General features: G+C 67.7%; 10 protein-coding genes. 2 read left to right on the top strand and 8 right to left on the bottom strand.

Annotated elements, in window-relative coordinates; genetic code table 11:
- Positions 1-14 precede the first annotated feature (14 nt).
- From ACVWYO_RS09225 to ACVWYO_RS09210, 4 genes are all read right to left on the bottom strand, one after another.
- Positions 15-752 carry an exonuclease domain-containing protein gene (locus ACVWYO_RS09225; protein ID WP_457350113.1) on the bottom strand — a complete coding sequence of 246 codons (738 nt, stop codon included), beginning with the start codon at positions 750-752 and terminating at the stop codon, positions 15-17.
- 225 nt (positions 753-977) lie between these two features.
- Positions 978-2,375: a phosphoglucomutase/phosphomannomutase PgmG gene (pgmG, locus tag ACVWYO_RS09220; RefSeq protein WP_457350111.1), complete on the bottom strand. Its 1,398-nt coding sequence runs from the start codon at positions 2,373-2,375 to the stop codon at positions 978-980.
- A 56-nt stretch (positions 2,376-2,431) separates the two neighbouring features.
- Complete coding sequence (locus tag ACVWYO_RS09215; protein ID WP_457350109.1) at positions 2,432-2,683, bottom strand: J domain-containing protein; 252 nt, start codon at positions 2,681-2,683, stop codon at positions 2,432-2,434.
- On the bottom strand, positions 2,683-3,477 hold the full coding sequence (locus ACVWYO_RS09210; RefSeq protein ID WP_457350107.1) for a division plane positioning ATPase MipZ: 795 nt from the start codon (positions 3,475-3,477) through the stop codon (positions 2,683-2,685). The genes ACVWYO_RS09215 and ACVWYO_RS09210 overlap by 1 nt, the downstream gene beginning before the upstream one ends.
- Positions 3,478-3,564: 87 nt before the next feature.
- Between ACVWYO_RS09210 and panC the strand changes: the two genes are divergently transcribed.
- The gene (gene panC, locus ACVWYO_RS09205) at positions 3,565-4,416 is read left to right on the top strand and encodes a pantoate--beta-alanine ligase (RefSeq protein WP_457350105.1); all 852 of its coding nucleotides are present in this window, start codon (positions 3,565-3,567) and stop codon (positions 4,414-4,416) included.
- A gap of 73 nt (positions 4,417-4,489) precedes the next feature.
- Entirely contained in the window at positions 4,490-4,786 is a 297-nt protein-coding gene (locus tag ACVWYO_RS09200) for an SEL1-like repeat protein (protein ID WP_140850736.1), read from the top strand.
- A 3-nt stretch (positions 4,787-4,789) separates the two neighbouring features.
- On the opposite strand, the gene topA is transcribed toward ACVWYO_RS09200, so the two are convergent.
- The 4 genes from topA to plsY form a co-directional block, all read right to left on the bottom strand.
- Entirely contained in the window at positions 4,790-7,447 is a 2,658-nt protein-coding gene (gene topA / locus ACVWYO_RS09195) for a type I DNA topoisomerase (protein WP_457350102.1), read from the bottom strand.
- A gap of 270 nt (positions 7,448-7,717) precedes the next feature.
- Entirely contained in the window at positions 7,718-9,595 is a 1,878-nt protein-coding gene (locus tag ACVWYO_RS09190; RefSeq protein WP_457350100.1) for an ABC transporter ATP-binding protein, read from the bottom strand.
- Positions 9,596-9,739: 144 nt separating this feature from the next.
- Complete coding sequence (gene dprA, locus ACVWYO_RS09185; protein WP_457350098.1) at positions 9,740-10,849, bottom strand: DNA-processing protein DprA; 1,110 nt, start codon at positions 10,847-10,849, stop codon at positions 9,740-9,742.
- Positions 10,842-11,426 (bottom strand): glycerol-3-phosphate 1-O-acyltransferase PlsY, encoded by a 585-nt coding sequence (plsY, locus tag ACVWYO_RS09180; protein WP_457350096.1) that lies wholly within the window; start codon positions 11,424-11,426, stop codon positions 10,842-10,844. Before plsY ends, dprA begins: the two co-directional genes overlap by 8 nt.
- Between the last annotated feature and the right edge of the window lie 84 nt (positions 11,427-11,510).

The raw sequence follows: 11,510 nt of genomic DNA, 5'->3' as shown, positions 1-11,510 counted from the left end.
GGATCGTTCGCGTGTCAGGCGCGCAGCCCGCCGCCACGCCGTCGCGCGAGCTCGGTCTCGGCGGTGAAGCGTACGTCTTCGTCGCGGTCCCCCAGCATGATGGCGAGCGAGTCGTCGCTGAGCTCGTCCCAATCCTTGCCGCGATCGGGCCCGGGACGGATCACGCGTGGGAGTAGGCCGGGGACGCTCGACCAGGCGATCAACTGCGCCGGGCCGACGAGATTGAGCATGTCGCGCAGATGGAATGCGGTGACATAGGCATCGGGAAAGGCGCGATGCGCGGGTAGGCCGCGTTCGTGCTCGAGGCCCTCGGGCTTGCGCCAATAGCGCAGCATCTGGTTCGAGAAGCTCGGCGTGTCGGGCCACAGCCGCAGCGCGCATTTCCAGGTGCAGATCCACGGCGCGTCGCGGGTCAGCGCGGGCGTGCAGAACTTCTCCTCCGCCGCCGAGCGATGGGCGGCGAGCGCGACGCGGCGCGGATAGGGATCGAGCACGCCGCGCGCGACGTCGTGCCAGAAGGGGGCATCGGCGACCTGTTCGTCGAGGATGTGGTGGATCGCCTGCGTCAACGGCGGGATCGGGCGGCCGGGATTGACGAGCCGCGATCCGCCCTCGCCCTGGATATCCCAGCGGCCGTCTTTACCGAGCGCGACGTCCTGCCAGCCGATCTCGCAGACGCCGTGGAGCGGTGGGGCTTCACCGGTGGTTTCGAGATCGATGACGCGGATGATCTGGGGGGGCGGGGGAGGCATCGCGTCTAGGTGGCGTGTTCTGGGCGCGATTGCGAGCGAAGAAGACGGTTTGTTCGCGCAGGGGCGCGGAGGACGCGGAGGTGTTGCGCATCATGCGCAGTCCCGCGTCCAACCCACGGATACGCCTGCGCCACCACAGCAGCGAGATCCGATGCGGGGAACGCGGGAGAGGCGAGCTTGCGCCCACCCCCTCCGCGTCGCGCGCCTGCGCACGAACAAACCGGCTTAGTGCGCCGCCTGCTCCCCGCGCACGACGCCGCTCTTGCCGAGCTGGTCATCGATCATGCCCAACAGGCGGTCGAGCGCGGCCTGGTCGGTCGCCTCGGCGCGCGCGACGAGCACGTCCTGCGTGTTCGAGGCGCGCAGCAGCCACCAGCCGTCGGGCGTGTTGACGCGGGCGCCGTCGGTCGGGTTGACGTCGGCGCCCTCGGCCTCAAGCCGCGCGAGCACTTCCTCGACCACTGCGAACTTGCGGCTCTCATCGACCTGGAAGCGCATTTCCGGGGTATTGACCAGCGCCGGCATCGCGCCGCGCAGCTCGGTGATCGAGCGGCCGATCATGTGCGCCGCGCGGATCAGCCGGACGGCGGCATAATGCGCGTCGTCAAAGCCATAGAATTCGTGCGCGAAGAAGATGTGGCCGCTCATCTCGCCGGCGAGCGGGCTGTCGGTTTCCTTCATCTTCATCTTGATCAGCGAATGGCCGGTCTTCCACATCAGCGGCGTGCCGCCGAGCTCGCTCACCCGGTCAAACAGCATCTGCGAGGCCTTGACGTCGGCGATGATCGTCGCGCCGGGAATCTCCTTGAGGACAGGTTCAGCCAGAATGGAGAGGATCTGATCGCCCCAGATCACGCGGCCCTGGCCGTCGATCGCGCCGATCCGGTCGCCGTCGCCGTCGAACGCCAGTCCGAAATCGAGCTGCTTCTCGGCGACGAGACGCTTGAGATCGACGAGGTTCTTTTCGTCCGTGGGATCGGGATGATGATTGGGGAAATTGCCGTCGACATCGGTGAACAGCAGATGATGCTCGCCCGGCAGGAGCTTGACGAGCTTCTCGATGATCGGGCCCGACACGCCGTTGCCCGCGTCCCAGCCGATCTTGTAGCTGCCGCCGGCGTAGCCCGCGACCAGGCGACCGACATAGTCGTCCTCGATATCGGCGGTCGTCACGGTGCCCGTGTCGGCGTCGTCGGCAACCGTGTCCCAATCGCCGTCCGCCGCCATGCGGCCGAGCTCCTGGATGTCGGCGCCGAAAAACGGCTTGTGCTGCAGCACCATCTTGAAGCCGTTATACTCGGCGGGATTGTGGCTGCCGGTTATCTCGATGCCGCCATCCACTTCTAGCGTGGCCTCTGCGTAATAGAGCATCGGCGTCGGGCCCATGCCGATCCGCACGACATGGACGCCGACCGCGGTCAGTCCGCCGACGAGCGCGGCCTCGAGCTCGGGCGACGACAGGCGGCCGTCATAGCCGACCGCGACGCGGGTGCCGCCGGCGCGGCGCACGCGCGTGCCGAAACCGCGACCGATCGCATCGGCATCGGCGACGCCAAGCGTCTTCCCGACGATTCCGCGAATGTCATATTCGCGCAGCGAGGTAGGGTCGAAACGATGCGTCATGCGGGCTCCTGCTGTGGAATCGCTTGCCTGGCGGCAAGGGAGGATGGGTCGATACGTTAGCGTTTGAGTAGGACGTCGCGGGCGGTGTTGATCCGCCGTGTAAGATCGGCCGAGCCACCCCGGTCGGGGTGCACCGCGCTGATTAGCCGCCGATGCGCCGCGCGGATAGCCGCTTCGTCGGCCCCCGCGCCGACGCCGAGCACCGCGCGCGCTTCGGCTTCGTCGACGCGCACGACCGGCTTGGGCCGCGGGCGCAGCAGCAGCCATCCGCCGATCAGGATCGCGGCGATGAGGAGCAGCTTGCCCATCAGGCGAAGAGCGGCGGGACCGTTTCGGGCAAGGCAAGCGCGCCCATCATCTCGCGCAGCTCCTGCCGCGCGGCGACGTGTGCCAGCCCCATCGACCCGAATTCGCCCGAATCGAGCATCGTCAGGCCGGCGGGGAACAGCTCGCGATAGATCACGCGCTCGCCGAGACCCGGCACGATGCGGAAACCGACGCGCTTGGCGAGCTGGTCGAGCGCTTCGGACACGCGGCGCATGTTGCGCGCCTCGATGTGCTGGACGCGGTTGCGCAGTACGACCCAGTCGATCGTCGAGCCGTCGGCCTTGGCGCGCGCCTTGCGCGCCTCCCAGATCAATTCGGCATAGAAGCTCGGGCGGGTGACCTTGTAGGTCTCGGGATGGACCTGGCCGATCAGGTCGAAATCGACGAAGCTGTCGTTCATCGGGGTGACCAGCGTATCGGCGCGGCTCGCGGCAAGTCGTGCGAACGGATCGTCGCGGCCGGGCGTGTCGATCACCAGGAAGTCGGCGCCTTGTGCCAGCGACTCGAAAACCTCGTTGAAGCGGTCGTCGCTTTCGCCGTCATGCGTCGCGTGGCGCGGAATCGGCAGCTCGCGGCCGGTGCGCTGTACCGTTGCGGCACGATTGTCGAAGTAGCGGCCCATCGTGCGCTGGCGATGATCGAGGTCGAACGCGGCGACGTGCGCGCCGCGCGTCTGCAGCGCGATCGCGACGTGAACCGCCGTGGTCGATTTGCCCGTGCCGCCTTTTTCGTTGGCAAAGACAATGATATGTGGCTTTCGCGCAGCAGTCGCCAACGTGGTTGCTTCCCGTCTTGTTCGGTGGGGGCGAGCCTCATAGAAGGCGCGCCCAATCCAAGCGTCTTTACCGAAGGGCACCGACCCGTGCAAACCATCCGTACCCTCGAAGCGCTCCGTTCCGGGATTGGCGCCTTGCGCGACGGCGGTGCGAGCATCGCGCTCGTCCCCACGATGGGCGCGCTGCATGCCGGGCACCTCGCGCTGATCGAGGCGGCGAAGCGGCCGGGGCGCAAGGTGATCGCGTCGATCTTCGTCAATCCGACCCAGTTCGGGCCCAATGAGGACCTCTCACGCTATCCGCGCCGCGAGAGCGCGGATGCGCGCATGCTGACCGAGGCGGGCTGTGACCTGCTGTGGCTGCCGCCGGTCGAGGTGATGTACCCGGCGGGCTTCGCCACCAAGATTTCGGTCTCGGGGGTGAGCGAGGGGCTCGACGGGATTTCGCGACCCGGGCATTTCGACGGCGTCGCGACCGTCGTCGCCAAACTGTTCAACCAGGTCCGGCCCGATGTCGCGCTGTTCGGTGAGAAGGATTTCCAGCAGCTCGCGGTGATCCGCCAGATGGTCGCCGATCTCGATTTCGCGATCGAGATCCAGGGCGTACCGACGCAGCGCGACGATGACGGGCTCGCCCTGTCGTCGCGCAACATCTATCTCGACGATGCGCAGCGCGCCGCTGCGGTCGCGCTGCCGCGTGCGCTCGGCGTCGCGGCCAAGGCGATCGTACGCGGCGACGATACCGACGGAACGCTGGCGAGCGCGCGCGAGGCGCTGATCGCGGCGGGATTCGCGGTCGATTATCTCGAGCTGGTCGACGCGCTCACGCTGACTCCCGGGACTGACCCCGAGCGCGCGCGCCGGCTCGTCGCGGCGGCGAAAATCGGCGCGACGCGGCTGATCGACAATCTCGCCGTGCCGCCGCGCAATCATGCCTAATTGCCGTTAACCATTTGTTGAGACCGCTGCGGCATGGTCGTTTCAACAGAAATGGTTAACGGGGGTTTACGACATGGGCACGAGCCTGAAGCACGCACAATTCCTGACCGACAGTCGCGTCGCCGACGCGGCACTGGGGGATGCCGACGCCTGTTACGAACTCGGCATGGTCTATTCGAGCGGCGCCGCCGGTGTCGGGGTCGACCTGATCGAAGCGCATAAATGGTTCAACCTCGCCGCCGTCGCCGGCAGCGAGATCGCCAAGGATTGCCGCCGCGACATCGCCGAGGACATGACGGCGCGCGAGATCGCCGCCGCCCAGGCCGCGGCGCGTGCCGTGCTCGTCAGCCGACAGCGCCGCGCGGCCTGATTTTTACTCCGCCGCTGCCACGACCTTCTTGGCAGGGGCCTTCTTAGCCGCGGGCTTCTTAGCCGCCGGCTTCTTCGCGGGCGCCTTCTTGACGGCGGGCTCGCCTCCTGCGGCGGCTGCGGCTGCGGCTGCGGCCGTAGGCGTCTTGGCGGCCGCTTTCTTGGCAGGCGCCTTCTTGGCCGCTGCCTTCTTCTTGCCCTTGGCTGGCGGTGCCGCCGCCGCGCGCGCGTCGATCAGTTCCGCCGCTTCCTCAAGCGTCAGCGCATCCTTCTCGATCGACTTGGGCAGCGTAGCGTTGGTCGTGCCATCGGTGACGTACGCGCCGTAGCGCCCCTCCATCAGCTTGATCTCGGCTTCGCTGCGCGGGTGCAGCCCGAGCACTTTCAGCGGTGCCTGCGCGCCGCGCTGCTGCCGCCCGCCGCCTGCTGCCGCCTCGGCGAGCTTGACGACCGCAGCGTTCATGCCCGTTTCGAACACGTCGTCGGTCGACGTCAGCCGCGCATATTTGCCGGCATGCTTCAGATACGGGCCATAGCGACCGATTGCCGCCGTGATCGGCTCGCCGGTTTCGGGATGCGTGCCGATCGTGCGCGGCAGCGACAGCAGCTTCAACGCCCATTCGAGATCGAGCTCGCCAATGTCCTTCGGGATCGACGCCATCTTGCGCGTCTCCCCCTCGCCGATCTGGATATAGGGACCGAAGCGTCCCGATTTGCGCTCGACCGGCAGGCCGCTTTCAGGATCGTTGCCGAGCGTCTCCGGACCCGTATCCACGCCCTCGCCGTCTGCGCCGGGCTGGCCGAAGCGCCGCGTGTATTTGCAGTCGGGATAGTTGGAGCAGGCAACGAACGCGCCGAACTTGCCGCCGCGCAACGCGAGCTGGCCCTTGCCGCAATTCGGGCACAGCCGCGGATCGCTGCCATCGGCCATCGGCGGGAAAAGGTAGGGCGCGAGGAACTTGTCGAGTTCGGCGGTCACTTCGGACGGCTTCTGCTCCATCACCTCGGTGGTGCGCGGTTTGAAATCGCGCCAGAACGCCTCGAGCACGGCTTGCCATTCGGCGCGCCCGCCCGAGACTTCGTCGAGCTCGTCCTCAAGGCCCGAGGTGAAATCGTAACTCACATATTTCTCGAAGAAGCGTTCGAGGAACGCCGTCACGAGGCGACCTGATTCCTCGGCGAAGAAGCGGTTCTTCTCGACGCGGACGTATTCGCGGTCCTTCAAGGTCTTGATGATCGAGGCATAGGTCGACGGGCGACCGATGCCGAGTTCTTCGAGGCGCTTGACCAGCGAGGCTTCGGAGAAGCGCGGTGGCGGCTGGGTGAAGTGCTGCTCGGCGGTGACGCCCTTCTTGGCGGGGGCATCGCCCTCGCGGAGACGCGGGAGGCGGCGCGCGTCCTCGTCCTGCGTGTCGTCCGAACCTTCTTCGTAAAGCGCGAGATAGCCGGGGAACAGCACGACCTGTCCGGTCGCGCGCAAGCCCGTCTGGCCGGTACCATCGAGCATCTCGACCGTGGTGCGCTCCATCCGCGCCGACGCCATCTGGCTGGCGAGCGCGCGCTTGAAGATCAGATCGTACAGCCGCGCATGGTCACCACCGCCGGCCTTGTCCTTGCCGAAGTCGGTCGGGCGGATCGCTTCGTGCGCTTCCTGCGCGTTCTTCGCCTTGGTCTGATAGACGCGCGGCTTGTCGGGGACGTAGCTCGCATCATAGCGGTTGGCGACGGCAAGCCGCGCGGCCGAGATCGCGCTCGAATCCATCTGCACGCCGTCGGTACGCATGTAAGTGATCGCGCCGTCCTCGTAGAGGCCCTGCGCGATCCGCATCGTGTGATCCGCCGAGAAACCGAGCTTGCGCGAAGCTTCCTGCTGCAGCGTCGAGGTGGTGAAAGGTGGCGGCGGGTTGCGCGTCGCGGGCTTCACTTCGACCGTTTGCACGGTGAACTTGCCGGCTTCGACAGCAGCCTTGGCGCGCATCGCCACGCCCTCTTCGCCGATCGACAGGCGGTCGAGCTTCTTGCCCTCGAACTGGACGAGGCGCGCCTGGAAGGGGGTGCCGTCCTGCTCCATGTCGGCCACGACCGACCAATATTCCTGCGCGCGGAAGGCTTCGATCTCGCGCTCGCGGCTGACGATCAGGCGCAGCGCGACCGACTGGACGCGGCCTGCCGACTTGGCGCCGGGGAGCTTGCGCCACAGCACCGGCGAGAGCGTGAAGCCGACGAGATAGTCGAGCGCGCGGCGCGCGCGGTACGCGTCGATGAGATCGGTATCGAGCTCGCGCGGATGCTTCATCGCCTCGGTCACCGTCGCCTTGGTGATCGCGTTGAAGGTGACGCGCTGGACGTCCTTGGGGAGCGCCTTGCGGTTGCGCAGCACTTCCTGGACGTGCCACGAAATCGCCTCGCCTTCGCGATCGGGATCGGTCGCGAGGATCAGGCGGTCGGCGGTCTTGGCGAGATCGGTGATCGCCTTCAACTGCTTGGTCTTGTCGGCGTAATTCTCCCACTCCATCGCGAAGCCCGCGTCGGGGTTCACCGATCCGTCCTTGGGCGGCAGATCACGGACATGGCCGTAGGAGGCCAGGACGCGATAGTCAGAACCGAGATATTTCTCGATGGTCTTCGCCTTGGCGGGCGATTCTACGATGACAAGCTGCATGGTGGTTCAAAGCGTCCTTACGTGTACGCGCGAGGATGGAGAGACGAAGGCGGCGGCGTCAAGCCGTGGCCAGGCGGCCGGCTCGAACACGCAAACGGGCGGATCGCTACGTCTGCACCCTGCCACGCGCCGGCACAGCGTTTCCGGGGGTGGTGCGCGCCGCGGCAAGAAGGGGAGGGGGAGGCGCATCGCGGCGCCTTCTGCCACAAGCGCCGCGCCGGGGGACAGCGATTTGTCGCGCCGCGCCGGCTGCGCCGCGCAAGGGGGGCGTTACCCCCGCTCGCGCTCGGCCAGGTTGCTCCAGGCGGTCAGCATCGCGCCGCCCAATTTGCGCCCGTGCTCCACCGACGCGTCGCGCAGCCGCCCGCCCGCCGCGGCGAGATCGAGCGAGCGGCTCTGCGCTCGATCGAGCCCTTCGACCTGCATCACCCACAATTGCCGGAACGCCCCGCCCTTCTGGCGCAGCAGTAGCTGCGGCGGCCCGTCCTCGACGATCCGGCCCTTGTCGACGACGATCACGCGGTCGAACCCGACAATCGTCGACAGCCGATGCGCCACCGCGATCACCGTGCGGTTGCGCACCAGCGCGTCGAGCCCGTTCTGCACCTCGAGCTCGCTCTCCGAATCGAGCGCGCTGGTCGCCTCGTCGAGCAGTACGATCCGCGCGTTCTTGAGGAAGGCGCGCGCGATGCCGATGCGCTGGCGCTGCCCGCCCGATAGATTGGCACCGCGCTCGCCGACGACGGTGTCGTAGCCGTGCGAGAGACGGCGGATGAAATCGTCGCAGCCCGCGGCGTCGGCGGCGGCATGAACGTCCTCGTCGCTCGCATCGGGGCGGGCGATACGGATATTGTCCATCACCGAGCGGTGGAACAGCAGCACCTCCTGCGGCACGACCGCGATCGCGTCGCGCAGCGATTCCTGCGTGACATGGTCGATCCGCTGGCCGTCGATGGTCAGATGGCCGATCTGCGGATCGTGGAAGCGCTGGATCAGCTGGAGCAGCGACGATTTCCCCGCGCCCGAGGCGCCGACGATGCCGACCTTTTGTCCGGCAGGGACGGTGAGCGAGAGATCGTGGATGATCGGGTCGCGCGGATCGTACCCGAAGGTGACGTTGGCAAGATCGACGGTGCCCTCGCCGACGCGCAGCCGCGTCGCGTCGGGCGCATCGCTCAGCGTCTGTGGAACGCCGATGATGTCGAGCGTCTCGCGCAGATAGCTGAACTGCTGGCTGGTATCGATCACCGCCATCGCAAGATCGCGCGAGCCGTTGAGGATGCGGAAGGTCATCGTGCTGATGATGACGACGTCGCCGGTCGAGATCGCGCCGGTCGACCAGCGACCGATCGCCCAGATCAGCGTGCCGCCGACCAGCACGGCGAGCGCGAGATCGTGCAGCCCGCGCATCTGTTCGACGAAGAACCAGCCACGGCGCTGTGCATCGGCCTCCTTGTCGAGGAAGCCCTCGAGGCGGTCGAGCTCGCGGTCGCGCGCGGCGAACGCCTTGACCACCCAGATATTGCCGATCATGTCGATCAGCTCGCCGCCCGCGCGCCCCGCATGCTGCGCAAAGGCGGTGTGGTGGACATGGCCGCGCAGGCCCAGCAGGATCAGCGCGACGGTGACGAGCAGGAAGACGCCGCCGAGGATCGCCGCCATCGCGGCATCGATCGTTACGAAGATCAGCATCGCGCCGGCAAAGGCGATCAGCGGCGGCGTCACTTCGCGCAGCAGCCGGTGCATGATCGCGCCGAAGATCCCCGCCAGCCCTGAAATGCGGTGGCCGAGCGAGCCCGCGCGCTGGTTCTGGAAGAAGGGCATCTGGTGGCCGGTCAGGTAGTTGACCATGTCGAGCCGGATGCCGACCCCCGAGCTGACCGTCGCCTGCCCGAGCGTCAGCGCAGAGGCGCGCTGCAACAGGCTTTCGACGATGACCAAGCCGAGAAACACCGCGAGCGACGCATAGACCGTGCCGCGCGCGCGAACCCCGCCGGTCATCGCGTCGATCAGCAGCTTCATCGCATATTGGATCCCGATAGAACTGATCGAGGCGGCGGCGACGAGCAGGCCGAGCGCCAGGAAGATCCACGGGCGCGCGGCGACATAGTGGATCAAAAACCGTGTCGGACTGTGCAGAAAGGGCAAGGAATCGGCTCCGGCGATGAGCAGGTCTGCTGCGCTGCAGTAACAATCGACGCAAGCCGAAGTTTCTATGGCGCCCGATAAGCGCGATAGTCGGAGCGCAAGTGTGTCGCGACGGCGGTTACGCTTGGCTCGGGTGGCCGATGTTCATCCGTCGGCAGAGAAGAGCAAAGCGACCCGCCCTCCGGCGTGGCGCTCGAGCCGGCCGGCGAGTTCGAGTTCGAGCAGCACGGTCTGGACGATCGCCGGACCATGGCCCGACTGCCGGATTAGTTCGTCGATCGCGACCGCAACGGGGCCGAGCAAGCCGACGATATCCCGGCGCTCTTCGGCGCTGGCATCGGCGGGCGGGGGGGCGGCAAACGGCGTGCGGCTGGTGCGGACCATCCGCCGGTCGATCGGGCGTACGCTTTCGAGCACGTCGGCGGCGCTCTGCACCAGCGTCGCGCCGTCGCGAATCAGCCCGTTGCAGCCTTGCGCGCGCGGGTCGAGCGGGCTGCCGGGGACCGCCATCACTTCGCGGCCGAGCTCGCCGGCCAATCGCGCAGTGATCAGCGACCCCGATTTGGGCGCCGCCTCGACCACCACCGTGCCGAGCGCGAGACCCGCGATGATGCGGTTGCGATAGGGGAAATGGCGCGCGCGCGGCTCGGTGCCCGGCGGTTGCTCGGCGATCAGCAGCCCTTCGCGCGCGATCCGCTCCTGCAGCGCGGCGTTTTCGGGTGGATAGACCACGTCGATCCCGCCCGCGATCACGCCGATCGTGCCCGTCTCGATCGAACCGATATGCGCCGCGGTATCCACCCCGCGCGCGAGCCCCGAGACGATCGCGACCTCGTCCTGCCCGAGTTCGGCGGCGAGCTGGCGGGCGAAGCGGCACGCCGCGGCCGACGCATTGCGCGCGCCGACCAGGGCGATCGTCATGCGCGCGAGCAGCTCGCTTCGCCCGCGCAGGATGACGGCGGGCGGCGCATCATCGAGCTGGGCGAGCAGATCGGGATAATCGGGATCGCCGAGAAACAGGTGGCGCGCACCGAGTCGTGCGACGAGCGCCAGTTCGCGCTCGGCGAGCGCGACCGGGGCGACGGGTGGCGGGGTGCCGCCGCCGCGTGCGGCCAAATGCGGCAGCGCCTCGAGCGCGGCGGCGGCACTGCCGAAGCGCGCGAGTAACTGCGCATAGCTGACCGGGCCGATCTGCGCGGTGCGAATCAGGCGGAGGCGGGCGATAGCGCCGGTCTCCCGCCCGCCATCAGCCATGTTTGCTGCCGACGCGCGGCTCGACCCCGCTGACCAGCCGTTCGATGTTCGCGCGGTGTTTCCACACCACCAGCAACGCGAGCGCAAGCAGCAGCAGGACGACGTCGAACTGCGAGAAATACGCCGCGCTCAGCGGCGCGCTGACCGCGGCGAGCATTCCGGCGAGCGACGAGATCCGGAAGATCGCGAGCAAGGCGATCCACACCAGCGCATAGACCAGCCCGATCGGCCAATGCAGCGCGAGCACGATCCCGAGCAAGGTCGCGACGCCCTTGCCGCCCTTGAAGCCGAGCCAGACGGGGTAGCAATGCCCGAGGAACGCGGCCGCCGCGGCGATCACGCCGTTCCCGCCGAGATAGCGCTCGGCGATCCACACCGCCGCAAAACCCTTGAACGCATCGAGCAGCAGCGTTGCCGCCGCCAGGCCCTTGCGCCCGGTGCGCAGCACATTGGTCGCGCCGATATTGCCCGATCCGATCGTGCGCAGATCGCCCGCGCCCGCCATCCGCGTCAGCAAGACGCCGAACGGGATCGAGCCCAGCAGATAGCCAAGCACCAGCGCGGCGGCAGGTGCCATCCAGAGAGTAACGATCGACACGGTTTCAGCCCCCAAGCGCCCTGCGCATAGCATATCGCGCGGATATTGGGCACCTCTCCCGGA

This window comes from Sphingomonas sp. UYP23, from assembly GCF_054059235.1.
The sequence above is the reverse complement of the archived record's forward strand: the minus strand, read 5'-3'. Positions and strand labels throughout refer to the sequence as shown.